Here is a 22,217-nt window from a genome sequence, read left to right on the forward strand (position 1 = left end):
CCGCGGCGGGGCCCGTTACGTCATCCTGGGCCCATGCCCGCCGTTATCCGGTTCACCGGTGAAGACAAGGACCTGACCCTCGACGAGCTCGCCGCGTTCGTCGACGCGGCCCGCAAAGCCGGCGCCCCGGGAGACAATCCCGTGCGCGCCGAACTCTCGACGAGCCGAAAGATCAAGGAGATCGAGGTTGCTACCGACGTCGATCGCAGCTGAGAAGACAGCTGTGCAGTGGCTGCGCGCCCAGCTCGACGAGGACGAGCGGATTGCACGGAAGGCGACGCACCACGAGGACTACGGCACGTGGACTGCGAAGCGGATCCAGTCACAGGAGTCCGGCCGCACGCGGTGGGCCGTCTTCGACTCGGTGGACGACTGCGTGGTAAGCGACGTGGACGCGGAGGGTACGGAGCCGGAAGGCGTGGCGCGCCACCTCGAGCTTTGGGATCCGGCGCGGGTGCTGCGCGAGATCGACGCCAAGCGGCGCATCATCGGCATGTACGCCACTGCCCTCGATGACCGCCTCGTCCTGCGCGAACGCATGCGAGCGGTGATCAAGTCTGACCCCGACGAGTTCAGCCGACTCCACCGCCAGGAGAGCCGCCTCGTCGACGTAGCCGAGGGCCTGCGACCCGTCGTACGCCTTCTCATGCTGCCGTATGCAGACCGGCCCGGCTGGATGCCGTGACGGCCGCTGTCACCCGTCATGACGGCCCGACACCGTTTGACATGACCGGCAGGATGGACTCATGAGCGAGCGCTTCAGGTACCGCGGCCCGGCCGTCATCGACGATGTGCACTTCCCCGTCGTCCTGCTCCAGGAAGACACCGGCCCTGGCGAGAGCCTCCGGTCATGGAGTGGGCTGTCGTCCTTCCGCGCGACCGACGCACCAGAAGGCTTCACCGGAAACCTCGGCGCGAACGGACCCGTGAAGATCACTCTCCCCGAAGGGCGGAGCGGCCTGGTACTTATCACGAACATCGGATTCGACGGCCAGTCCTGGACTGTGCACCTCCAAGGCACGGGACCCACCCCCGCGTAAGGCGTCACAGAATCGCCACAACCGCACGCTACTGGCACATCCAGCGCGATGATGCCCCCTCAGCAACCGTGCCCAGGGGGGACCATGCGCATCCGCCACACCGCCGCCGCCATCGCCGCACTCACGTGTGCGCTCACCGCCTGCTCCAGCAGCGACAGCGGCAGCAACGGCGACCAGGACAAGGCCGCCAAGCCGAAGGCGTCGGCCAGCAAGCAGGAGCAGACGCAGGAGAAGCCGAAGGACGACGCCCTCGCAGCCTCCGGCATCCCGCCCGAGCCCACCGGCGCCGATCGCGCCCAACTGCTCCGTGCCCTCACCGCGATCAACCCGGCCATCGTGACGTACGAGGACAAGGCCATCGACGCAGCCCGCAACCAGTGCTCGGCCATCAACGGTGGTGGCCAACGGCTGGACTGGACTGCCTCACAGCGGTTCACGTACAACGACGTCACGACGACCAAAGCTCAGGGCAAGCTGATCAACGAGGCGCTGAAGGGGCTCGGCTTCTGCAAGGTCTGACCGTGACGTAGTTGCATCCCAGGACCGCATGATCCATCCTGGGCGCAAGTCCGGCGTGCCCGGACACAAAAACTCATAGGCGCATCAGCGCACCCCGGAGGCCCGCCACGCCGCGGGCCTTCGCCATGTCCAGGGGGGTGACCCGTGGGCACAGCCAAGCCGGTCACCGACGAAGAACGTCAGCGTGTCCGCGAGCTCCACGCAGAGGGCAAAGGCCGCAACGAGATCGCCGAGATCCTCGGCCGCGGCGGCCGCACCATCAGCACCATCGCCAAGGACCTCGGCCTTTCCTTCTCCCGGGCCGCCGAAGTACGCCAAGCCACCGAGATCCGCCAGGCCGACCTCGCCGACCGCCGCGCAGCGTTCGCGATCAAGCTCCAGGACATCGCCGAGGCCGAGGCCGCGAAGATCAATCAGCCGCACACGTACTTCGACTGGGGCGGCAAGGAGCACGACTTCGACACCTACGAAGCCCGCGAGCCCACCCCCGGCGACAAGCGCGCGTACATGTCCCTCGTCGCCACCGCCGTCGACCGCTCGCTGAAGCTCTCCCCGCCGAAGGAGGAGGGCGGCGCGGACGAGGTCGGTTCGCTCCTGGTGGGCCTCTTCGACAAGCTCCGAGCCAAGCATGGCGACCACTGAGCTGGGGCTGTCCGACAAGCAGGAACGCTCGATCGCCCACTCCACAGCGTGGCTCAACGTGTGGGAAGGCTCGGTTCGATCGGGCAAGACCATCGCCTCGCTGCTGCGCTGGCTGATGTACGTCTGGACAGCACCCGCCGGCGGGGACCTGGTCGTCGTGGGCAAGACCTACGACACCGTGGCCCGCAACGTCTTCGGTCCGCTCCAGGACCCGAACATCGTCGGCGCCGACACGGCCAAGCTCGTCTCGTACACCCGCGGTTCGAGTGTGGCGTGGATCCTCGGCAAGAAGATCGAGGTCATCACCGCCAACGACGCCAAGGCCGAGGCCCGGCTCCGCGGCCTCACCGGGGCCGGCGCGTACGTCGATGAGCTGACCCTGTTGCCGAAGGAGTTTTTCAAGCGCCTCATCGACCGCATGTCCGTACCCGGCGCGCTGATCTTCGCGACGACCAACCCGGACAACCCCGGCCACTGGGCACGCAAGGAGTGGCTGAACAGGGCCGATGAGCTGGGCATCCGCACCTGGCACTTCGTCATGGACGACAACCCGGGCCTGTCCGAGGACTACAAGGCCCGGATGAAGCGGAACTTCACCGGCCTCTGGTACCGCCGCTACATCCTCGGCCACTGGGTCCAGTCCGAGGGCGCGATCTACGAGCAGTTCGACGTCAAGAAGCACGTCGTCAGCACCCTGCCGAGGATCGACCGCTGGCTGTGCGACGCGATCGACTACGGCACGGTCAACCCGTACGCGGACGTCCTGCTCGGCCTGGGCGCCGACCGGAGGCTGTACGTCGTCTCCGAGTACCGGTACGACTCCCGCCGCGAGCGGAAGCAGATGACGGACGCCGAGTACTCGCGCGCCCGCCGGCTATGGCTCGCCAAGGTGAAGCAGCCCACGACCAACGTGGTCGGCGTCGCACCGGAGTGGACGGTCGTCGACCCGTCCGCTGCCTCGTACATCGAGCAGCTGCACCGCGACCAGGTCGCCGGCGTCACCCAGGCCGACAACTCCGTCCTCGACGGCATCCGCACGGTCAGCAGCCTGTTCTCGACCGAGGACCTGTTCATCCACGAGTCCGCCGAGGGCCTGATCGACGAGATCCCGGGCTACTCCTGGGACGACGAGGCAGCGGAGCACGGCGACGACAAGCCGATCAAGGAAAACGATCACTCCTGCGATGCACTCCGGTACGGGATCCGCACGACCGAGTCCCTGTGGCGGCCCTACCTACCGAACCGACTGGAGGTAGCGGCGTGATCGCCTGGTGGTCCTGGCTACTGACGGCAGTCGGTGTGACCGGCCTCTACTTCGCTGGCCGGAAGCGAGCTCTCGGCTGGGCCATCGGTCTGGGCGCGCAGGTTCTCTGGGTCGCCTACGCGCTGTCGACGGACCAGCACGGCTTCCTCGTCTCGGCCCTTGCATACGGGTGGGTGTACGCGAAGAACTTCCGCGCCTGGCGCTCGGAGAAGGGGGGCACCGATGCCGCTGCCGATGGGTAACGTCCCCTGGCCCCCGCCCTACCTGAAGCCCGCCCTCGACGCGATGAACGTCTGGGACACCTGGTGGAGCGGCGACCCGGACCGCCTCGAAGATCTCTACGGAGGCGGCAGCGGAGGCTTCGGCCCCGACCCCAAGCCGATCCAATACGCGAACGGCGTCATGGGGAAGATCGCGCGCTGGTGGTGGGGCACCCCCACCGCACCCGGCGAGCGCCGCACCAAGCTGCACGTGCCGATCGCCGGCGACATCTGCGGAGGCAGCGCCGACCTCCTGTTCAGTGAGCCCCCGAAGCTCACGGTCGAAGGCGATTCGACGCAGAAGCGACTCGACACCCTCACCGACGACGGCATGCTCGCCACTCTCCAGACGGCCGCCGAGGTCGGGGCCGCCCTGGGCGGGATCTACCTGCGCCCGGTCTACGACAAGAAGGTGGCGGACCGCCCGTGGCTGCACGCCACCCACGCCGACCGCGCCGTACCGGAGTTCACATGGAACAGGCTGAGCGCCGTCACGTTCTGGCGCGTCGTCCACGAGGAGGACGGGCAGGTCTGGCGGCACCTGGAGCGCCACGAACCCGAACGCATCCTGCACGGGCTCTACCAGGGCACGAAGGGGAAACTCGGCCGTCCGGTGCCACTGGAGGACCACCCGGCGACTGCTGGGTACGCCGCGTCGGTCAACGCTGAAGGGGCGCTCGCCACCGGCTACAAGGGGCTGGACGTCGCGTTCATCCCGAACGCGAACAGCCGCCGCTGGCGGTGCAACGCCGCGCTGGCGGACCTCGGCCGGTCCGACCTCGACGGTATCGAGCCGCTGATGGACAGCCTCGACGAGACTTACGCCTCGTGGATGCGGGACATCCGCCTCGGCAAGGGCCGCATCGTCGTCCCGGACGCCTACCTCCAGTCCAACGGGCCCGGCCGCGGCGCCTCGTGGAACCCAGACCAGGAGGCCTTCGCAGGTATCAACGCGCTCGCGCGTGGCGACCAGGGCGTACAGCTCACCGTCGCCCAGTTTGCGATCCGCGTGCAGGAGCACCGGGACACAGCGGAGGACCTGGTCAACCAGATCCTCCGGTCGGCCGGCTACAGCGGCCAGACCTTCGGCCTCGGAGGCGACGCCGCAGTGACCGCGACGGAGGTCAAGTCCCGCGAGCGCCGATCGATGACGACCCGCGGCAAGAAGGTCCTGCGTTGGCGCACAGGTCTGGCGGACGCGGTCCACGCCCTCCTGGCCGTGGACCAGGAGGTGTTCCGCAGCGGGGTCAAGCCGCAGCCCCCGACGATCGAGTTCGAGGACTCGGTCCAGGAGGACCCCCTCAGCCTGGCCAACACGGCCGACGTCCTCCGGCGGGCGCAGGCTGCGTCCACGGACACCCTGGTCCGCATGCAGCACCCGGAATGGAACGACACCCAGGTCCAGGCAGAGGTGGACCGGATCCAGCGCGAGACGGGCATGACCGTGCCCGACCCGATGCAACTCGGCAACGTGCCGTAGGGGGTGCGCGATGCCGGTCTCCCCATGGATGGCTGAAGATCTGTCCACGGGGGTCCGGGACCTGTACTCCGACGCCGAGGAGCGGCTCCTGGCGATGATCGCCCGGCGCCTGGCCGACGGCATCGACGCGCCCCAGTGGATGGAGGCCAAGCTCGCCGACATCCAGGCCCTGCGCCGCGGCGCCCAGGCCGTGGTCGACGAGCTCGGCAAGGCGACGTCGCTCGAGGTACACGACGCCGTGGCTGCGGCGTACAACGTGGGCGCCCGGGCCGGCCTCATCGAGCTCGGCGCCCTCGACGACGGCACCGCCGTACGGCTCGCCGAGCAAACCCCGGGCACACGCCGGGCCGACCGCCTGGCGATGGAGACGATCGCTGTCGTCAATGAGTCCCACCGGGGCATCCTGCGGGGCGTAGAGGACGTGTACCGCAACGTCCTAGCCCAGGCGGCATCCACCCCGCTCCTGGGCGTGGAGACGCGCAGGCAGGCCACCCAGACCGCCGTCGACCGGTTCACGCGGCGCGGTGTCACCTCCTTCGTCGACCGCTCGGGGCGGAATTGGTCGATGACGACCTACGCGGAGATGGCGACGCGAACCGCTGTCGGCCGTGCGGCCGTGGAGGCTCACCACGACCAGCTTTCCGCGGCTGGTGTCGAGCTGGTCATGGTGTCGCAGTCGCCACACGAGTGCCCGAAGTGCCGGCCCTGGGAGGGGAAGGTGCTGGCGCTGTCCGGGCCGGACGGCCGCCGCACGGTGGAGGTGGAACACGCCACTGAGGACGGCCACATGGTCAAGGTGGAAGTGGCTGGCACCCTCGACGAGGCGCGGCGCCAAGGACTCCAGCATCCGAACTGTCGGCACACGACCTCCGCCTACCTGCCTGGCATCACGCGGCCGCCGGTCAAGGCCGCCAAGGACCCGGACGGGTACGAGGCGACGCAGCGGCAGCGGGCGATCGAGCGGAACATCCGCAAGTACAAACTGAACGCTGCGAGCGCGGTCGACCCGGCCAAGAAGCGAGCCGCGGAGGCGCGCGTGCGCACGTGGCAGGGCAGGATGCGCGAGCACCTGGACGAGCACCCGGAGCTCATGCGGAAGCGGTACCGGGAGCAGCCTGGTGCGAGCAACCTGCCCACTGCACCGCGGCCGCCGCAGGACGCTGTCGAGGCCGCGCGGATCCGGGCGGGCGACGCACGCACTCCGGCGGAGATGACGGACGAGCAGCTGGGTGCAGCGATGCGCTCGGGTGCCCTCGACGCGCGGGCCTTCGCCCGAGTCGAGGCGGAGGCCGACCGCCGGGACCAGGCCGCCCTCATGGAACGGATCCGTCCGAGCGGGCAGCTCACGGACGATCTCACCGGCTTCTCCGACGGCGAGCTGGGGCGCGTCCTGCGGGACGTGCCGCCAGCCGATGCTCTGCGGATCGCCGCGGAGATGGACCGCCGGGACCTGGACGCTGGCTTGCCCGGCATCGACCGGACGCTCGTGGGCATGTCCGACGAGCAGCTCGGCATGCGGGCCGCGCAGGCCACCGGCGAGGACCTGGCCCGCATCGCGGCCGAGGCAGACCGGCGCCAGCTGCTCGCCGCGGTCCTCCCCGGCGGGCAGCTGGCCGCAGATCTGTCACCTATCGGGGACGAGGTCCTCGGCTGGGCGATGCGGTACGCGAACGCCGAGCAGGCCGCGCGGATCGCCGCGGAGCTCGACCTCCGGTACCCGCCAGAGCCGCTACAGGCCGCAGCTGGCGCTCACACGGTCGCGGGGCAGCTCGCGGACCGGGCCGCGCTGGACGAGGCCCTCGGCCCGCTCAGCGCGGTCGACGACTGGGCCCGCCTGGCCGACGAGTTGCCCGACCCGTACGCCGGTATGACGGCGACGGAGCGCTGGCTCGCGGAACGGGAGGCCGAGCAGGAGGCGGCACGCGGTGCGTACACGCAAGCGCAGGTACGGGAGATGTACCGCGAGCATGTGTTCTCGCAGCTGCTAGCCGCCGATGAGGCCACGAACGGGCGCCTGTTGAGCCGCAAGGCGCAGGCCGAGGGCATCGACCCGACCTCGTTGTTCACGGGTCCGTCACACGTTGCCTACGCCCGCGCGTCGGAAGAGCTGAAACGGTGGTGGGCGGATCACCCGCGCACTACGCTGGCGGAGTACACGGAGATGGTCACAGGCGAGTCCAGCAGCGCCGCGCAGACGGCCCGCAAGGCAGCCAGCGACCAGCAGAACCGACTCTGACCCGGGGGCAACTGTGGGCGAGCGTGAGGCGCTGGTGAGGGCCCTCGACGAGGGCGCCGACGCAGGCCGCGAAGGCGCGTCCGTGACCTCATGCCCGTATCCCGCCGGCGACCTTCGCCGCAGCGCGTGGGTGCGCGGCTACGCGATGGCCCGCCAACTCCCTGGCGCCGACTGACCCCAGCCGCTTCCTCCAGGCCCGCCTCGTGCGGGCCTTTTTCATGCCCGGACTCGGGCCCCTCGACGTCCGGGCGCCAGGCGCGCCCGGCAGCGGTACAGCCCCGGCAGGCCCGGGGCCCCTCTACGCGCACCGGGAGTGCACGACATGCAGAAGCGAACCCTCCCCCGCCACCGCGGTCTGACCGAGTTCAGCGGCGGCTGGGCACACCCCTATCCCGCGGGCCCTTTCGACCCGTACCTCTACGCCGACGGCGGGGACGGAGGCGACTCCGGATCCGACGACGGCGGCGGGGACGGTGACGGCGGCGGGACGGATGACGACCAGGACGACGACGATGCCGGCGGGACCGGCGACGACGGCGGCCAGGACGACACCGGCAAGGGCGGTGCCCCGAAGCCGAAGCCTCCGGCGAAGAAGCCGGTCGAGGAGACCCCGGCCGCCACGATCGCCAGGCTCCAGAAGGAGCTGAAGCTGGCGAACGCCGACGCGGGCAAGGCTCGGACGAACGCCAAGAAGCAGGCGGCCGACGAGGCCCGCACGGAGATCGTGCAGGAGCTCGGCAAGGCACTCGGTCTGATCAAGGACGACAAGGACACGCCGCCCGACCCGGCCGCGCTCACCGCGCAGATCGAGAAGGCCACGGCGGCACACCGGGAGACCGCAGTCGAGCTGGCCGTTTATCGGGGCGCGTCGAAGTACGGCGCCGACCCTGACGCCCTCACCGACTCGCGCGCCTTCCTGTCCTCGATCAAGGGCCTCGACCCGTCCGACGAGGGGTTCGCGAAGGCCGTCAACGCCGCCATCAAGAAGGCCGTCGACGACAACCCGAAGCTCAAGGTCGCGACCACTCCGGACCGTACGAGCAGTGACTTCAACGGCGGAGCCGGGGGCTCCTCCGACGATCCCGACGACATCGACAGCATCCGCGCCGCACGCCGTAAGCGACGGCAAGGGTAGGAGGTAAGACCCCATGGCCAACCAGTTCCTGACCGCGACGCAGATCGCGCGCCAGGCCCTCGCCAACCTGTACGAGACCACCATCATGGCGAGCCTCGTGCACCGCGACTACGAGGCCGAGTTCAACCGCAAGCAGGGCGACGCGATCACCATCCGCAAGCCCGCGGTCTTCACGGCACACGAGTACGACCGCTCTCAGGGCATCACCATCCAGGCCGCGCAGGAAGGCAGCGTCAACCTGACGCTGAACCACTTCGCCGACGTCAGCTTCGCGGTGACCAGCGAGGACATGACGCTTCGTGTCGAGGACTTCGACACCCAGCTCCTCACCCCGGCGCTGGAGGCGATCGCCCAGAAGATCGACCGCGACGTCCTGGCGCTGCGCAACGACATCACCGAAGAGGTCGGCGACGCCACCCCGAACGCCGCGGGGGAGGACTACACCGGCTACAACGGCGACTACCCGTGGTCGGACTCCCGTGTCCTGATCCAGGCCGGCGCCATCCTCGACACCAAGAAGGTGCCCGGGATGCAGCGGTCGGTCGTCACCGGGCCGACCACGAAGTCTCGCTGGGTCGCTGAGAAGGCGTGGCGTTCGGCGGACCGGCGGGGCTCCACGGAGGGCCTGCTGGAGGCGTCCATGGGCGGCCGCGTGAGCGGATTCGACCCGTACTGGACGCAGAACGTGGGCCAGCCCGCGCAGTCGCCGGGCTCGGGCGAGCCGACGACCGAGGTGAACGTCGCCTTCCACAAGACCGCGTTCGCCCTGGCCTTCCGCCCGCTGGAGCTGCCGCAGGGCGCGATCGACGCGGCGATGGTCCCTTACAAGGGCTTCGCGCTGCGCGTGGTCCGCGACTACGACGTGAACCTCAAGCAGATGGTGATCAGCATCGATTGCCTGTACGGCACGAAGACGCTGGACGCGAACCGCGCGGTCCTGATCAAGGGCGCCGACGCCTGATCCCTCACGGCCGCCGCGCGCACCGCGGCGGCCGGCCCCCTTGCCCAACCCTCGCCATCGAGGAGCGAACCCATGGCGTACATGCGCCGCATCGTCACCCAGTCCATCCGGCTGACCGGCTCCCCGGTCGCCTCCGCAACGCACGTCGTCTGGCGCGCCCCCGTGGCCTGCACCGTTACGAAGGTGCACGGCTTCCGCACCGGCGGGGCCGCGGCCGCCGTCAACGCCAAGATCGGCTCGGACGACGTCCTCGCCGCCGACCTCACCGCCGGGAACGGCGCCTTCACCAGCGGCACCCCGACCGGCACGGCCGGCGACATGGCCGCGGGCGAGGTGCTGTCGCTGGAGGTCGCCTCGGGCGACGCCACCCTGGTCATCATCCAGGCGGACATCGCCATCGACGCCGACGTCAACGACCTGCCCTGACGGAGGCCTCATGTCCAAGTACGCGTACCGCAACGAGAACACCGGCGACGTAGTCGAGTACGACTACCCGTCGGCGCGCCTTGAGATGCTCCCGAACTGGGACACGCTCGAGGCGCCCGAGGCCGCCGTGGAGCCGCAGGATCCCGGCTCAGGGGCGCAGGAGCCGCAGGAGCAGGGCGGCGAGGGGACGCCGCCCATCGAGCCGCCTGGCGGCGGTAGTGGGGAAGGAGACGGGCCGGGCGTGGTGGAGCGTCCGGCCCGCTCCGCCAACAAGGCCGAGTGGCAGGAGTACGCGCGCTCGCTCGCGCAGGACTCCGACGAGGCGGCCGCTGTCGAGGGCCTGACCAAGGACCAGATCGTCGAGAAGTACGGGAGTGACGACTAATGGCACTCTCCGGAACGATCCTCGCAGTCTCCGCCTTCGCGGAGCTCACGCAGGCTCTCGACCTCGGGTCCGGCCGGGCACCGCAACAGCTGTCGCGAAAGATGAGCCTCGGCAGCGGCACTGGCGCGGGCAAGGCCGACCGCGTGTTCTCCGACCGGCGGACTCTGGCCGCATCGGCAACCGAGGATCTTGACCTGGCTGGTGTGCTTACCGATGCGTTCGGCACGGCGATCACCTTCGCTCGGATCAAGGGCCTGATCGTCGCCGCTGCGGCTGCGAACACGAACAACGTCGTAGTCGGCGCCGCATCCAGCAACGCATGGGCGACGCTGCTCGGCGCCACCCACACCCTCACCCTCCGCCCGGGCGCGTTCGTCGCGGTTGGCACGGGCGAGGCGGATGCCACTGGATACGCCGTCACCGCTGGCACGGGCGATCTGCTGAAGATCGCCAACTCTGCCGGGGGCACGTCGGTGAGCTACGACATCCACATCATCGGCGCGTCCGCGTAGCCGACCCATTCCGCGTTGAGGGAGGCCCGGGCGGTGGGCCTCCCTCGCGCGCTTCTCCAGGAGGGGAGGGCTGCCGTGGCGGACGTGGTGGCCAACGTGGCCAAGGGCCGAATCCTGACCCATGCGGGCCTGCCGGCGGTGGACGACTCGCTGATCGCAGTGCCGCTGGAGGCGACCGGGCTGCCGTCCGACGACGTTCTCCAGGACTACGACACTCTCGCGGACCTCCTCGCCGGGGTCGCGAACGAGCAGACTGCGATGGGACGCCAGACCCTCACGGGTGTGGTCGTCGCAGTCAACGACACCCTGAACTCGGCCTCCTTCGACGCGAACGACATCTCGTGGACGGCCGCGACAGGCGCCCCAGTGGGGAAGCTGGCCATCTGCTACAAGCCCGACACAGCCTCGCCGGACTCGGCGATCGTGCCGCTCACACTGCACGACTTCGCGGTCACCCCCGACGGCACGGACATCGTCGCCCGCGTCCACGCCGACGGCATCAGCGTCGAATCCAACGCCTAACAGGGGGCTCCGCATGCCGCTGCTGGAGATCCTCGAGGACCACTTCACCGGCGCGCTCGACACGGGGAAGTGGCCGGGCTCATACGGCGACGTCACCGCGGCGGGCGGCCGGGGCCGGATCCCTTGCAACGTGGGTGGCTTCGCCGGGCTCCGCTCGGCCAGCACTTACACCCTGGCCGGATCACACTTTCTGCTGCGCGCGTACCCACCGGCTGTGAACGGCGCCGTATCCACGGCCGCCCTCTCGCTGCTGGTGCTGTCGAGCGTGGGCGGGACGGACGCGGGCTTCATCATCGACACCGCGCAGGGTGCGATGGGTGTTTACGCCCGCACCGATTACGCCGACGGCGGCGCACTCTTCCCGCCCTACGACCCCGTCCAACACGCATGGCTCAGGCTGCGGGAGACGGGCGGCACGCTGCTGTGGGAGTCCTCCCCAGACAGCTCGAACTGGACTGTCCTGCGCACCTCACCAGCGCCCGCATGGGTCGCGGACGCGGACCTGTCCCTGCTGATGGAATCGACCCGCACCGACGGGTCGAACAACGTGGCCGAGGTCGACAACGTCAACCTCCCGACCAGCCTCGCCCTCCTCGGCGCGGCCCGTACGACCGCGACCGCGCAACCACTCGCCGGACAGAAGGCGTACCGGCTCGGCGCCGCCCGCGCCACGAGCTCGGCTCGACCGCTCAGCGCGGCCCACGTCGTCCAGCTCGGCGCCGCACGCACCCGCGCCCGCGCAGGCACGGTCATGCGCCTACCTCGCCCCGCACAGACGCTCACCGCCTCGGCGGGCGGACCGACACTCACCCCGTCCACCACCGGGCCTCAGCTGGCTGCGATTTCGACGACCGGAGGCTGATCGATGCCCGACGTGGGAGACAGCGTCACAGCGACCCTGACCGTCACTCCGGCCGACAACACCACGAGCGCTACGCTCGCTGTCACCGCGCCCGACGGCACCGTCTCAAACCCTGCCGCCGGCACCGCGGACGGCGGTACGACATGGACGGCGTCTCTGACGTACACGGCGGCTGGCCTGTGGCGGCTGTCGTGGACCGTCACGGGCACCGGAGCGAGCCGCCAGCACGAAGTCGTGGCCGTGGCCCCGGCACCGCCGACCATGGCGGACGTCCGGTCGTACGCGACCACCACCCAGCTCGCCGACTACCTTCATGCCGCGCCGCCCGTGGACGCCGTGCAGCTGCTTGAGCGCGCGACGCGACTCCTCGACTCGGACTTCCTCAAGGCCGCGGTGTACGACGTGGACGACGACGGCATGCCGACCGACACCGACGTCAAGGCCGCGTTCGCCGAAGCCGTGTGCAGTCAGGTGGAGTTCTGGGGTGAGGTCGGCGTCGAGACCGACGTGTCCGGCCCGCTCCAGGGCGTGGCCATCGGATCGGTCAACCTCCAGTTCGGCGCTGGCGACAACCGGTCCAGCCCGGACTACTACGCGCCCGGCATCAGCCGCGCGCTCGCCAACGTCCCAGCCGACAAGCTCCGCTGGGTCGCATTCACGGGCGGCAACGGATGGTGAGGCGTATCCCCCGTCGGTACTTCATCCACGAGATCACCGTGGAGCCGTACCGCGACGAGTCCAGCACCGGTCCCCTGTACGGGCCACCCGTCACAGTGCGGTGCTTCCTCGACGAGCAGACGCGGGCGGTCCGGTCACCGGGCGGCGAGCAGGTCACGAGCACGTCGACCGCGTACGCCGACCTCGGCACCGAGGCGCCGGCCCTGTCTCGGGTGACGCTCCCCGGCGGCCGGAAGACCACAGTGATCCAGGCCAAGCGGCGTGACGGCAAAGGGCTCGGCACCCCCAACCACCTGGAAGTCCAACTCGAGTAGGGGGATGCCATGGCGCAGAACTTCCGGCTGCGCTTCGACGCGAGCGGCGTCGAACAGGAGCTACGGCAGGCAGCCGCGCGCGGCCTGTACCTCGGCGCCGAACACGTCCTGGGCGTCAGTAACGACCGGGTGCCGCTCGACGAAGGCACACTCCAGCACTCCGGTACAGCGAGCGTGGACGAAGCCGACCTCACCGCGATGGTCAGCTACGACACCCCTTACGCGGTCAGGCAGCATGAGGAGCTGGACTTCCAGCACGCGCCCGGGCGCGAAGCCAAGTACCTGGAAACCTCGCTCAATGCCGAACGCGGTGTCGTCCTGGCGCTCGTCGCCGCTGAGCTGCGGCGGGCCCTGCGATGAGCGGCGAGACCCACGACGTCGACCTGCTCCAGGGCGTCGCCGAGCTGCTGGCGGCCGAGGACGTGGGCGTCTACTCACCGGCCGGCGCCTTTCCTTCCGGCGCCACGGGCATCGTGCTGGGGAGGATGCCGGACGGCCCGGACCGAGTGCTCGGACTCACGCCGTATCCGGTGGCCGACGACGACTCGACGGACACGGTCACTGGCATCCAGGTGCGCATGCGCGCAGGGACGAACGTCCTGGACCTGGTGCAGCTGGCAAACGACGTCTTCAGCGTGCTCCACAACCGCCGCTCCTGGGATGCCCGGGCTGTGCGGGTGGAGATCTCTTGGCGCACGTCCGAGGCCTGGATCGGCCAGGACGCGCGCGGGCGGATGGAAAAGACCGCCAACTACTACGTCCGGTCCGTGCGGCCCGGATTCCACCTGAACGACTGAGGAGGACCGCATGTCCACTCCTGTTGAGGAGAACGAGCTCGCCCGCGAGTGGCGGCTGGAGATCAACATGGGCACTGACGAAGCGCCCGACTGGGAGCTCTGCCCGGGTGTCCGCGAGTTCCAGCCCGCGTCCGAGCCGAACATCGAGGACTCGTCGGACTACGACGGAGAAGGCTGGGCGGGCAACGAGAAGACCGCCCAGAGCTGGGAACTCAGCGTCACGATTCGCCGCAAGGCCAACAAGGGCGTCAAGGTCTACCACCCGGTCCACGAGGCGATCCGCCTCGCGCACTTCGCGTACGGCGACGCCAACAAGGTCCGGTTGCGGTACATGAACCGCGACGGCCTGCCCGAGGCGTACCAGGGCAAGGCCATCCCCAACTGGCAGCCCGCTGGCGGCGAGTACAGCGCCCTCGGCGAGGTGGAGATCACCTTCACCGGAGACGGCCCGCTCACCCCGATCACGAACCCGTTGGCGCCCTGATGGCCCAGGACAGCAACGACTTCGAGGCCCTCGACAACTTCCTCGACGACTGCCTGGAGCTCCCCGTCAAGGGCAGCGACGGGGAGACCCGGGTGTACCGGATCGAGGACCCATCCGCGGAAGACGGCATCAGGATCGAGCGCATTACGACAATGGCCGCCCGGCTCGCCGCCGGCGGGAAGCGCCGGGACACCCCGATCCTCGACGACGACGAGGAGAAGGACCTCTTCCGCATGTGCCTTGGCGCCGCGTACGACCAGCTCCTGGCGGACGGCGTGAAGTGGGCCCACTTCAAGCACGTCGCGATGACGGCCATGTTCTGGGTGGTCGCCGACAAGGAGACCGCCCAGGAGTACTGGCGGACGGGGCAGCAGCCGGGAAAAGCGGCGAACCGGGAGGCGCGGAGAGCGCAGGCGAAGCGCGCTACCTCGGCGTCGGCCGAGGCGAGTACGACCCGGTCACCGGCCTCTACGAGTGGTACGAGGGCGGGCTCCCGACGCCGCGGCGGGCGCGGTCGGGGGCACTCAGGAACTTGACCTGGGAGAAGCTCCTGGGTCAGTGGCCCCTGATCGAGGCCGACCTCCACGACACCTACGGCATCGACGTGGAGTCCGGCATTCTCCACGAGCGCTCTTGGCGCTGGCTCCAGATCCGCATCGGCGGACTGCTCTGCGCGGAGACCCGCCTGCGCCGGCACTTCGCGCCACCTCCCGAGGACTCCAAGCACACCCCCCGTAGGAGGTAGCCATGGCGCTGACCGTTGGTGAGCTCAACGCGATCCTGAGCGTGGACGACCGGGCGGTGAATCCTGCTCTGCGCCGGGCTGAGGATGCCATGCGGCAGACCGGGCAGCAGATGGGCGACGACGCCGAGCGCGCCGGACAGCAGGCCGGGCAGCAGCTCGGCGAAGGCCTCGTCCGCGGTGCCGACGGTCGTCTGCGTAACGCCCGCGGCCAGTTCGTTTCCTCGGCCCGTCGAATCGGGGACGACGCCGGGGACGCTCTGGGTGACGGTCTGGCCGACGGCGCCGGGGAGGGGGCTGATGATGCGGTCGACCAGGCCGGGTCGAAGCTGGAGCAGCTGAAGGCGGTGGCCGGCGGGGCGGCCCTGGCAGCAGGCGCCGCCGCTGGCGCGCTGTTCATTAGCGCGTTCTCGGAGGCGATGGACCAGTCGAAGATCACGGCTCGGCTGGGCGCCCAGTTGGGTAAGACTCCTGCGGAGGCGCAGCGTTTCGGGAAGATCGCCGGACAGCTCTACAGCGAGGCCGTGACCGAGGACTTCCAGGGCGCGGCCGACGCGATCCGGGCCACGATGTCGTCGGGACTGCTCCCGCCAGCCGCGACGACGCAGCAGATCAAGGAGATCTCCACCCAGGTCAGCGACCTGGCAGGAACCTTCGAGCTGGACCTCGGGCAGGCGGCAAACGCCGCTGGCCAGATGATCAAGACGGGACTCGCGCGGAACGGCCGCCATGCCCTGGACATCATGGCCAAGGGCCTGCAAGGACTCGGGCCTCGGGCTGATGACATCGCCGACACTTTCAACGAGTACTCCACGATCTTCCGCAACGTCGGCCTAGATGGGCAGACCGCGATGGGGCTGATCCGGCAGGGCATGCTCGCGGGCGCTCGCGACACAGACGTTGTCGCCGACAGCGTCAAGGAGTTCACGATCGAGGCCGTCGCGGGCGGCGAACGTGTCAGGACCGGGTTCGAGTCGCTGGGCCTGTCGGCCGACGACATGGTCAACAAGTTCGCCGCGGGCGGGCCGACAGCGGCGAAGGCCTTCGACACGGTCCTGGACAAACTGCGCGGCATCGAGGACCCGGCGAAGCGCAACGCCGTGGCGATCGAACTCTTCGGCACGAAGGCCGAAGACATGGGAGATGCGCTCTACGCCCTAGACCCGTCCGAGGCAGTGAAGGAACTCGGTGAGGTCGGCGGCGCCGCCGAGAAGATGGGCAACGCCCTCCGCGACAACGCCGGATCCCGTCTGGAGGCCTTCAAGCGGGGCATGCAGCAGAACCTTGTCGAGTTCCTCGGGGGTCCCGTCCTGGGATCGATCGCCAAGGTACGCACAGGGCTCGGCCGGATTTGGGACGAGGCGGGAAAGGGCGGCACGGAAGGTGCCGACCGGGTAGTCGCGTTCTTCGGGCTGGTCGGCCAGCGGCTGTTGGCCAAGGCGCGGGAGCTCGGGCCGAAGTTCATCACGGGTCTGTCGCAGGCTGGCCAGAAGGTCGCCGAGTTCATCACCTCCAATCCTGAGGCGGCCCTGAAGTTGTCGCTGATCGCCGCCGCGATCGTTGGCGCGCTCATGCTGCTGCCGGTGCTAGTGGCTGGCGCTATCGCCGCGTCCGCGACGCTCATGATGGTGTCCTTCGTCCAGAAGCTGATCAGCAGTCTGAACGAGAACCTCACGAAGTGGTGGGCCGCGTTCACCGCCTGGGTCAGCAGGAAGGCGGTCGAAGCGCCCGCCGTGTTCAACGCGGTCGGCACAGCGATCGGCGCCTGGTTCTCCAGCCTGTGGTCCCGCTACATTGCCGGGCCGGTCAGCCGCCAGTGGGACTCGTGGATGACCTCCGTTCGAGGGCTACCCGGCCGGGCCGTGGCTGCCCTCAACCCGCTCGGAACGAACCTGACCGCCGTAGCGTCGCGGGCCTGGCAGCAGTTCAAGGACAGCGCCGCAAGGAAGGGCGCGGAGTTCGTCTCCTGGGTCCGGGGGCTGCCCAGGAGGATCGCGAGCAACCTCGGTTCGATGGGCTCCCTGCTCAGCCCTCAGGGCCGCGCAGTCGTTCAAGGCCTGTGGTCGGGCATCAGTTCCATGGGCGGCTGGCTTCGTAGCCGGATCATGGGCTGGGCGCGTTCTGCGATCCCGGGCCCCATCGCCAAGGCGCTGGGTATCGCCTCGCCGTCGAAGGTGACGACGGCGCAGGGTCGTTGGATCGCCCGCGGCCTCGTCGCGGGCCTGACCGGCACGCAGAAGCAGGTCCGCGCGGCCAGCTACAAACTCGTCGACATCGTCCGCGACTCGCTGGGCGGCAAGCGGCTACGCAACGCCCTCAAGACGATCAACAAGGGCGCCGGGAAACTGGACTGGCTCGCCGGATGGGACGCGAAACTTGCCGGGCAGCTGAAGACCGCCCGCAAGAAGGTCGACGACCTGGTCAAGGCCCGCGACAAGCTCGCCGCGGACGTCCGCAAGGGCGTCCTCGACAGCGCGAACATCACCCAGCAGGACGCGGGTGGTTGGCCGCAGACCGCCGAGTCGATTCTCGCCGGGCTGAAGCAGGACACCGCAGCCGCGCAGACGTTTGCCAAGAACCTGGCCGCGCTGCGGAAGAAGGGTGTGAGCGGCGACCTCGTCGCGCAGATCGCCCAGGCCGGAGTGGACGGCGGTTCGGCGGCAGCGGCTGCCCTCGCGAACGCCAACCAGGGGCAGATCAAGCAGATCAACGCCCAGCAGAGGATGCTCGTCACGGCGGCCGGCCAGGCCGGAAGCACGGCGGGCAACGCGATGTACGGGGCGGGCGTTGAGGCGGCCCGCGGTTTGGTGAAGGGTCTGGCGGCACACCAGAAGCAGATCGAGAAGCAGATGCTCACGATCGCGAAGGGCATGTCCAAGAGCATCCGCAAGGCTCTGGGGATCAAGTCGCCGTCGCGGGTCATGGCGCTGGTCGGCCGGTACACGGCGCAGGGCCTGGTCAAGGGTGTCGCTGCGGAGAGGTCTGCCGTGAACAGTGCCATGGCCTCGCTGGTGGACACGCCCGCGCCGGGTTCGTGGGACACCGCGTCCTCGAGCGCGCGGAGGGCTGCTTCTCAGCGCATCGTGCTGGAGATGCGGTCGTCGGGCCGGGGCGAGGACGACTACTTGATGGAACGCATGCGGCGCGGCATCCGACGGAAGGCCGGCGGCGACGTCGACTACGCGCTCGCGGGAAGGAGGAGGGGCTGATGCCGTTTCCCGAGGATGCGCTCGGCGTCACGACCGAACTCGGCATCGGGGGCGTGCTGACCGACGTCACGCAGTATGCGATGGCGCGGGACATCATCACCCACACCCGCGGCAAGACGGCGGAGGGGCAGGCGCCGGACCCGGCCTCCTGCTCCCTCACCTTGAAAAGCCCGGACGGCCTCTTCTCCCCGCGCAACCCTCGCTCGCCGTACTACGGGCTCATCGGCCGCAATACGCCGATGAGGGTGAGCGTGCGGGCGGGCGCGGCACGGCTCCTCCTGCCCGACGACGCGCCCGGCGCACGGGCCTCCACGCCCAGCGTCACGGCTCTGAACATCGCCGGGAACCTGGACGCCAGGGTCGAGGTGTCGCTGCTCAACTGGCAGACCGGCATCGAGGTTGAGGTTTTCGGCAAGTACGTCACGACCGGCAATCAGCGGTCGTGGCAGCTGTCCGTGGCAGGCAACGGTGCTCTGAGCCTGCGGGCCTCCACGGACGGCAACTCCGTGGTCTCCTTCCTGTCCACCGCTCTCGTCCCGGTGCCTCCGTCGGGGCGCCTGGCGCTGCGTGTCACCCGCGACAACACGACGGGCACCGTGACCTTCTACACGGCGCCCTTGATCAGCGGCACGTGGAGCCAGCTCGGGTCGGCGGTGGCCACGCCGGCCGGGGCCATCTTCGCCTCGACGGCGCCGCTCGTCGTCGGTGAGCTCACGGACCTTCAGTTCGTGGGCGCGATGGGCAGCGTGTACGCCGCGCAGCTCCGCAATGGCATCGGCGGCACGCTGGTCGCCAGCGTGGACTTCACTGCGCAGACCATCGGTGCGACCTCGTTCGTGGACGCCACCGGGCTGACGTGGACGCTGTCGAACGGCGCCGCGATCAGCAACAAGCGGGTGCGCTTCCACGGCGAGTACTCGGACTGGCCGGATCGGTGGAGCGGCGCAGGGAGGCTGATCACCGTTGAGGGCGCGGGTGCGGGTCTCCTGCGCCGCCTCAACCAGGGCAAGAAGCCCCTCGCGAGTACCTTGAGACGACGGGTCCCCTCGTTCAGTCCGGTGGCCTACTGGCCCATGGAGGAGGGGTCCGACGCGACGCAGGCCTACAGCCCCATTTCCGGAGTGCGGGTGCTCAAGGCGAGCGGCTTCGACTGGGCGGCGGACGACACCTTGCCGGGGTCTTCACCGCTGCCCGTCCTGCAGACCGGTGGCAAGTTCGCAGCACCTGTCCCGGCAGCCGCGGCCGGCACGTGGCAGGTGGAGCTGGTGTACAACCTCGCGACGATGCCCGTGGCGGAGACGACCCTCTTTGAGGTGCGCTCCGCGGGGACGGCGCGGCGTGTCCGGGTGCGCGTGGCCACCAACCTAGTGCGCATCGAGGGCCTGGACGCCGACGACCAGCAAGTCTTCATGGACTTCAGCACGGCACCTCAGTTCACCGGGGCGTGGAATCGTCTCCAGATCAGGGCAGTTCAGAGCGGTGGCAATGTCCAGTACTCCGCTCGGTGGATCATCATCGGCGGTACGGGTTTTACCGTGGCCGCGACCATCGCCGCCTCGCCGGGCTACGTCACCGAAGTGCGGAGTGACTTCGGCGCGGGCCTCGACGGGATGAGCTTCGGTCACCTCGCCGTCTTCACCCAGGAGACGGACCAGCCCTTCAACGCTGCTGACCAGGCCTTCGCCGGAGAGGAAGCGGGCACCCGCCTGCGGCGCCTCTCCGTCGAATCGGGGATCCCTATCTCGGTGAGCGGAGTGATCTCCGATCAGGCGCGTGTGGGTCCTCAGCGGCCCGGCACGCTTCTGGAGCTGCTGGAGCAGTGTGCGGCGGCCGACGGCGGCATCCTCGTCGAGGACAAGGAGAAGGTGGGCCTGCGCTACCGGGGCCGGGCCAGTCAGTACAACCAGGCGCCGGCGCTCACTCTGGCGTACGGCTCGAGAGAGCTCGCCCACATCGAGCCCGAGCCCGACGATGTGGATGTCCGCAATGACGTGACGGTCAACCGGGTCGGGGGCTCATCCGGGCAAGCCGAGCTGCTCGTCGGGCCGCTGTCGGTCCAGGATCCGCCGGACGGGATCGGCCGGTACGACGACAGCGTGGACCTCAACCTCTACGACGACTCCCAAGCCGAGCCCATGGCCGCCTGGCTGCTCCACCTCGGGACATGGGACGAGGCCCGCTACCCGTCCGTCACCGTCCGTCTGCACCGCGCGCCGGAGCTGATCCCTGCTGTCCTGGACCTCAGCGAGGGAGACCTGATCCGCATCACGGATCTCCCCGACTGGCTGCCGCCCGGGCCGCTCGATCTGCTGGTGGTCGGCTACACGGAGCGCCTGGGCATCCACACGTGGGAGATCGATTTCGTCTGTGCTCCGGCCGGCCCGTATCAGGTGGGCGCGGTCGGCTTGCTGGAGAACTTCAGCGACAGCAACTTCGCATTCCCGATCACCGCGGGCGGGAACCTCCCATGGACGCGGTCCCAGGCTCACTACAACTCGGGCACGTGGTCGCTGCGGTCCGGAGCCATCAGCAACAACCAGACCTCGGACGCCATCGTGACTGTCCCGGCCGGAGCCACGGCCCTGACGTTCTGGTACTGGACGTCATCCGAGGCGGCCGGGACTGGCTTCGACGGCGACCGGCTCCTGGTCCTCGTCGACGGCGTGCAAGTCCTGCGCGCGCAGGGCACCACACCGTGGACGCAGACCACGATCGACGTCACTGGCAAGGCCACGGTCACCTTCCGGTATGCCAAGGACAACAGCACAGCCTCGGGCGAGGACGCCGTCTACATCGACGACCTCCTGTTCACAGTGCCAGCGCCGAGCCGAGTGGACGCCAACCCAGGCGGCTCGACACTGCAAGCCGCGGCAACGGACGCGGCAACGTCTCTGACGGTCCACACTCCGGCCAGGGGGCAGATGGGGCCCGCCCCGTGGATCACATCCGCCGGGCCGGAGCCGACCTACCCTGGGATGTTCCCGATTCCGGTCCGGATTGCGGGCGAGGAGCTGTCGGTGTCCGGGATCCGCCCGTGGGCGTACGACGCTTTCCAGCGGTCCGTCGCTGCTGGCGGCTGGGGGACGGGCACGGATGGCCAGGCGTGGACGCTGGTCGGTGGTGCGGCGTCGGAGCGGTCGGTCAATGGTGCGCGGGGTGTGGTGGGCTTGCCTTCAGCGCCTTCCACGATCCGCTTCCAGACCCTGCCGGGGGCGATCGGTGACTGCGAGATCCGCTGCCGCATGTCGGTGTCGGCGGTCGCGACGGGCGCGGCGTTCATCCCAGCGGTGCTGCTGCGTTACGCGGGGACGGGCGACTACTACCGGGCGCGCGTGCATTTCGGTCTGTCGGGTGCGATGCAGGTGTCGGTGGCGCGGGACGTCACGCAGATTGGGTCGGCCGTCACGCTGCCGTTCACCTACGCCGCGGCGGATGAGTTCGAGGTGCGGGTGCGGCTGACTGGGCACCTGGTGCAGGTTCGCGTGTGGCCGATTGGCTCGCTGGAGCCGTCGGTGTGGCACACGGCGGAGACGGTGGTCTCGTCTCCGGTCGCCTCCGGCCTGGTCGGCGTGGCCGCTTCAGCGTTCGGTGGGAACACCAACGTGGCGCCGAACGTGCTGTTCGACGAGTTCGTGGTTGTCACTCCCCAGGCCTGGACCGTGGCCCGGGCCAGCAACGGGGTCAGCAAGAGCCAGCTCGCCGGCGCGGAAGTCCGCGTCGCACGCCCAGCGGTTGTGGCCCTGTGAGAG

The 22,217-nt window shown here is 69.5% G+C and carries 26 protein-coding genes; all 26 read left to right on the forward strand.

Annotated features, from left to right (window positions below; all coding sequences use genetic code 11):
* The first annotated feature begins 33 nt into the window (after positions 1-33).
* The 26 genes from OHO27_RS20520 to OHO27_RS20645 all read left to right on the forward strand — a co-directional run bounded on the left by OHO27_RS20520 (position 34) and on the right by OHO27_RS20645 (position 22,214).
* Positions 34-213 (forward strand): hypothetical protein, encoded by a 180-nt coding sequence (locus OHO27_RS20520; protein WP_328425999.1) that lies wholly within the window; start codon positions 34-36, stop codon positions 211-213.
* 10 nt (positions 214-223) lie between these two features.
* Complete coding sequence (locus OHO27_RS20525) at positions 224-685, forward strand: DUF6221 family protein (RefSeq protein ID WP_328426001.1); 462 nt, start codon at positions 224-226, stop codon at positions 683-685.
* 61 nt (positions 686-746) lie between these two features.
* On the forward strand, positions 747-1,040 hold the full coding sequence (locus tag OHO27_RS20530) for a hypothetical protein (protein WP_328426003.1): 294 nt from the start codon (positions 747-749) through the stop codon (positions 1,038-1,040).
* Between the two features lie 84 nt (positions 1,041-1,124).
* A complete protein-coding gene (locus OHO27_RS20535) occupies positions 1,125-1,559 on the forward strand; it encodes a hypothetical protein (protein WP_328426005.1) in 435 nt (144 codons plus the stop codon).
* Positions 1,560-1,703: 144 nt separating this feature from the next.
* A complete protein-coding gene (locus OHO27_RS20540) occupies positions 1,704-2,201 on the forward strand; it encodes a helix-turn-helix domain-containing protein (RefSeq protein ID WP_328426007.1) in 498 nt (165 codons plus the stop codon).
* The gene (locus OHO27_RS20545) at positions 2,188-3,465 is read left to right on the forward strand and encodes a PBSX family phage terminase large subunit (protein WP_328426009.1); all 1,278 of its coding nucleotides are present in this window, start codon (positions 2,188-2,190) and stop codon (positions 3,463-3,465) included. Before OHO27_RS20540 ends, OHO27_RS20545 begins: the two co-directional genes overlap by 14 nt.
* Positions 3,462-3,707 carry a hypothetical protein gene (locus OHO27_RS20550; protein WP_328426011.1) on the forward strand — a complete coding sequence of 82 codons (246 nt, stop codon included), beginning with the start codon at positions 3,462-3,464 and terminating at the stop codon, positions 3,705-3,707. Before OHO27_RS20545 ends, OHO27_RS20550 begins: the two co-directional genes overlap by 4 nt.
* Positions 3,688-5,205, forward strand: coding sequence for a phage portal protein (locus OHO27_RS20555; RefSeq protein ID WP_328426013.1), 1,518 nt, complete (start codon positions 3,688-3,690; stop codon positions 5,203-5,205). The genes OHO27_RS20550 and OHO27_RS20555 overlap by 20 nt, the downstream gene beginning before the upstream one ends.
* Before the next feature lie 28 nt (positions 5,206-5,233).
* Positions 5,234-7,441 (forward strand): phage minor capsid protein, encoded by a 2,208-nt coding sequence (locus tag OHO27_RS20560; protein WP_328426015.1) that lies wholly within the window; start codon positions 5,234-5,236, stop codon positions 7,439-7,441.
* 13 nt (positions 7,442-7,454) lie between these two features.
* Positions 7,455-7,616: an Rmf/CrpP fold protein gene (locus OHO27_RS20565; protein ID WP_328426017.1), complete on the forward strand. Its 162-nt coding sequence runs from the start codon at positions 7,455-7,457 to the stop codon at positions 7,614-7,616.
* Positions 7,617-7,763: 147 nt separating this feature from the next.
* Positions 7,764-8,576: a hypothetical protein gene (locus OHO27_RS20570; protein ID WP_328426019.1), complete on the forward strand. Its 813-nt coding sequence runs from the start codon at positions 7,764-7,766 to the stop codon at positions 8,574-8,576.
* Positions 8,577-8,589: 13 nt separating this feature from the next.
* Positions 8,590-9,537 (forward strand): P22 phage major capsid protein family protein, encoded by a 948-nt coding sequence (locus tag OHO27_RS20575; protein ID WP_328426021.1) that lies wholly within the window; start codon positions 8,590-8,592, stop codon positions 9,535-9,537.
* A 72-nt stretch (positions 9,538-9,609) separates the two neighbouring features.
* Positions 9,610-9,963, forward strand: a complete 354-nt coding sequence (locus OHO27_RS20580; protein ID WP_328426022.1) for a hypothetical protein — start codon at positions 9,610-9,612, stop codon at positions 9,961-9,963.
* Positions 9,964-9,973: 10 nt separating this feature from the next.
* Positions 9,974-10,348 carry a hypothetical protein gene (locus OHO27_RS20585; RefSeq protein ID WP_328426023.1) on the forward strand — a complete coding sequence of 125 codons (375 nt, stop codon included), beginning with the start codon at positions 9,974-9,976 and terminating at the stop codon, positions 10,346-10,348.
* The gene (locus OHO27_RS20590) at positions 10,348-10,860 is read left to right on the forward strand and encodes a hypothetical protein (RefSeq protein ID WP_328426024.1); all 513 of its coding nucleotides are present in this window, start codon (positions 10,348-10,350) and stop codon (positions 10,858-10,860) included. Before OHO27_RS20585 ends, OHO27_RS20590 begins: the two co-directional genes overlap by 1 nt.
* Positions 10,861-10,935: 75 nt before the next feature.
* Positions 10,936-11,382, forward strand: a complete 447-nt coding sequence (locus OHO27_RS20595) for a hypothetical protein (protein ID WP_328426026.1) — start codon at positions 10,936-10,938, stop codon at positions 11,380-11,382.
* 13 nt (positions 11,383-11,395) lie between these two features.
* On the forward strand, positions 11,396-12,244 hold the full coding sequence (locus tag OHO27_RS20600; protein ID WP_328426028.1) for a hypothetical protein: 849 nt from the start codon (positions 11,396-11,398) through the stop codon (positions 12,242-12,244).
* 3 nt (positions 12,245-12,247) lie between these two features.
* Positions 12,248-12,922, forward strand: a complete 675-nt coding sequence (locus OHO27_RS20605) for a hypothetical protein (RefSeq protein ID WP_328426030.1) — start codon at positions 12,248-12,250, stop codon at positions 12,920-12,922.
* Positions 12,916-13,236 carry a hypothetical protein gene (locus OHO27_RS20610; protein ID WP_328426032.1) on the forward strand — a complete coding sequence of 107 codons (321 nt, stop codon included), beginning with the start codon at positions 12,916-12,918 and terminating at the stop codon, positions 13,234-13,236. Before OHO27_RS20605 ends, OHO27_RS20610 begins: the two co-directional genes overlap by 7 nt.
* A gap of 9 nt (positions 13,237-13,245) precedes the next feature.
* On the forward strand, positions 13,246-13,596 hold the full coding sequence (locus OHO27_RS20615) for a hypothetical protein (protein WP_328426034.1): 351 nt from the start codon (positions 13,246-13,248) through the stop codon (positions 13,594-13,596).
* Entirely contained in the window at positions 13,593-14,033 is a 441-nt protein-coding gene (locus OHO27_RS20620) for a minor capsid protein (protein ID WP_328426036.1), read from the forward strand. Before OHO27_RS20615 ends, OHO27_RS20620 begins: the two co-directional genes overlap by 4 nt.
* A 10-nt stretch (positions 14,034-14,043) precedes the next feature.
* Positions 14,044-14,517, forward strand: coding sequence for a phage tail tube protein (locus OHO27_RS20625; RefSeq protein WP_328426038.1), 474 nt, complete (start codon positions 14,044-14,046; stop codon positions 14,515-14,517).
* Positions 14,517-15,053 carry a DUF7426 family protein gene (locus OHO27_RS20630; protein WP_328426040.1) on the forward strand — a complete coding sequence of 179 codons (537 nt, stop codon included), beginning with the start codon at positions 14,517-14,519 and terminating at the stop codon, positions 15,051-15,053. The genes OHO27_RS20625 and OHO27_RS20630 overlap by 1 nt, the downstream gene beginning before the upstream one ends.
* Positions 15,050-15,262 carry a hypothetical protein gene (locus OHO27_RS20635; protein ID WP_328426042.1) on the forward strand — a complete coding sequence of 71 codons (213 nt, stop codon included), beginning with the start codon at positions 15,050-15,052 and terminating at the stop codon, positions 15,260-15,262. The genes OHO27_RS20630 and OHO27_RS20635 overlap by 4 nt, the downstream gene beginning before the upstream one ends.
* A gap of 2 nt (positions 15,263-15,264) precedes the next feature.
* Positions 15,265-18,468: a phage tail tape measure protein gene (locus OHO27_RS20640; RefSeq protein ID WP_328426044.1), complete on the forward strand. Its 3,204-nt coding sequence runs from the start codon at positions 15,265-15,267 to the stop codon at positions 18,466-18,468.
* The gene (locus tag OHO27_RS20645) at positions 18,468-22,214 is read left to right on the forward strand and encodes a hypothetical protein (protein ID WP_328426046.1); all 3,747 of its coding nucleotides are present in this window, start codon (positions 18,468-18,470) and stop codon (positions 22,212-22,214) included. The genes OHO27_RS20640 and OHO27_RS20645 overlap by 1 nt, the downstream gene beginning before the upstream one ends.
* The last annotated feature ends 3 nt before the right edge of the window (positions 22,215-22,217 follow it).

The sequence above is a fragment of the Streptomyces sp. NBC_00443 genome, assembly GCF_036014175.1.
In the GTDB taxonomy this organism is placed as follows: domain Bacteria; phylum Actinomycetota; class Actinomycetes; order Streptomycetales; family Streptomycetaceae; genus Streptomyces.

What these genes read in the sequence shown, in the direction of transcription:
- OHO27_RS20520 (WP_328425999.1), top strand. Translation starts at nt 34, where the DNA reads ATGCCCGCCGTTATCCGGTTCACCGGTGAAGACAAGGACCTGACCCTC.
- OHO27_RS20530 (WP_328426003.1), top strand. Translation starts at nt 747, where the DNA reads ATGAGCGAGCGCTTCAGGTACCGCGGCCCGGCCGTCATCGACGATGTG.
- OHO27_RS20535 (WP_328426005.1), top strand. Translation starts at nt 1,125, where the DNA reads ATGCGCATCCGCCACACCGCCGCCGCCATCGCCGCACTCACGTGTGCG.
- OHO27_RS20545 (WP_328426009.1), top strand. Translation starts at nt 2,188, where the DNA reads ATGGCGACCACTGAGCTGGGGCTGTCCGACAAGCAGGAACGCTCGATC.
- OHO27_RS20555 (WP_328426013.1), top strand. Translation starts at nt 3,688, where the DNA reads ATGCCGCTGCCGATGGGTAACGTCCCCTGGCCCCCGCCCTACCTGAAG.
- OHO27_RS20560 (WP_328426015.1), top strand. Translation starts at nt 5,234, where the DNA reads ATGGCTGAAGATCTGTCCACGGGGGTCCGGGACCTGTACTCCGACGCC.
- OHO27_RS20570 (WP_328426019.1), top strand. Translation starts at nt 7,764, where the DNA reads ATGCAGAAGCGAACCCTCCCCCGCCACCGCGGTCTGACCGAGTTCAGC.
- OHO27_RS20575 (WP_328426021.1), top strand. Translation starts at nt 8,590, where the DNA reads ATGGCCAACCAGTTCCTGACCGCGACGCAGATCGCGCGCCAGGCCCTC.
- OHO27_RS20580 (WP_328426022.1), top strand. Translation starts at nt 9,610, where the DNA reads ATGGCGTACATGCGCCGCATCGTCACCCAGTCCATCCGGCTGACCGGC.
- OHO27_RS20585 (WP_328426023.1), top strand. Translation starts at nt 9,974, where the DNA reads ATGTCCAAGTACGCGTACCGCAACGAGAACACCGGCGACGTAGTCGAG.
- OHO27_RS20590 (WP_328426024.1), top strand. Translation starts at nt 10,348, where the DNA reads ATGGCACTCTCCGGAACGATCCTCGCAGTCTCCGCCTTCGCGGAGCTC.
- OHO27_RS20600 (WP_328426028.1), top strand. Translation starts at nt 11,396, where the DNA reads ATGCCGCTGCTGGAGATCCTCGAGGACCACTTCACCGGCGCGCTCGAC.
- OHO27_RS20605 (WP_328426030.1), top strand. Translation starts at nt 12,248, where the DNA reads ATGCCCGACGTGGGAGACAGCGTCACAGCGACCCTGACCGTCACTCCG.
- OHO27_RS20610 (WP_328426032.1), top strand. Translation starts at nt 12,916, where the DNA reads ATGGTGAGGCGTATCCCCCGTCGGTACTTCATCCACGAGATCACCGTG.
- OHO27_RS20615 (WP_328426034.1), top strand. Translation starts at nt 13,246, where the DNA reads ATGGCGCAGAACTTCCGGCTGCGCTTCGACGCGAGCGGCGTCGAACAG.
- OHO27_RS20620 (WP_328426036.1), top strand. Translation starts at nt 13,593, where the DNA reads ATGAGCGGCGAGACCCACGACGTCGACCTGCTCCAGGGCGTCGCCGAG.
- OHO27_RS20625 (WP_328426038.1), top strand. Translation starts at nt 14,044, where the DNA reads ATGTCCACTCCTGTTGAGGAGAACGAGCTCGCCCGCGAGTGGCGGCTG.
- OHO27_RS20630 (WP_328426040.1), top strand. Translation starts at nt 14,517, where the DNA reads ATGGCCCAGGACAGCAACGACTTCGAGGCCCTCGACAACTTCCTCGAC.
- OHO27_RS20640 (WP_328426044.1), top strand. Translation starts at nt 15,265, where the DNA reads ATGGCGCTGACCGTTGGTGAGCTCAACGCGATCCTGAGCGTGGACGAC.
- OHO27_RS20645 (WP_328426046.1), top strand. Translation starts at nt 18,468, where the DNA reads ATGCCGTTTCCCGAGGATGCGCTCGGCGTCACGACCGAACTCGGCATC.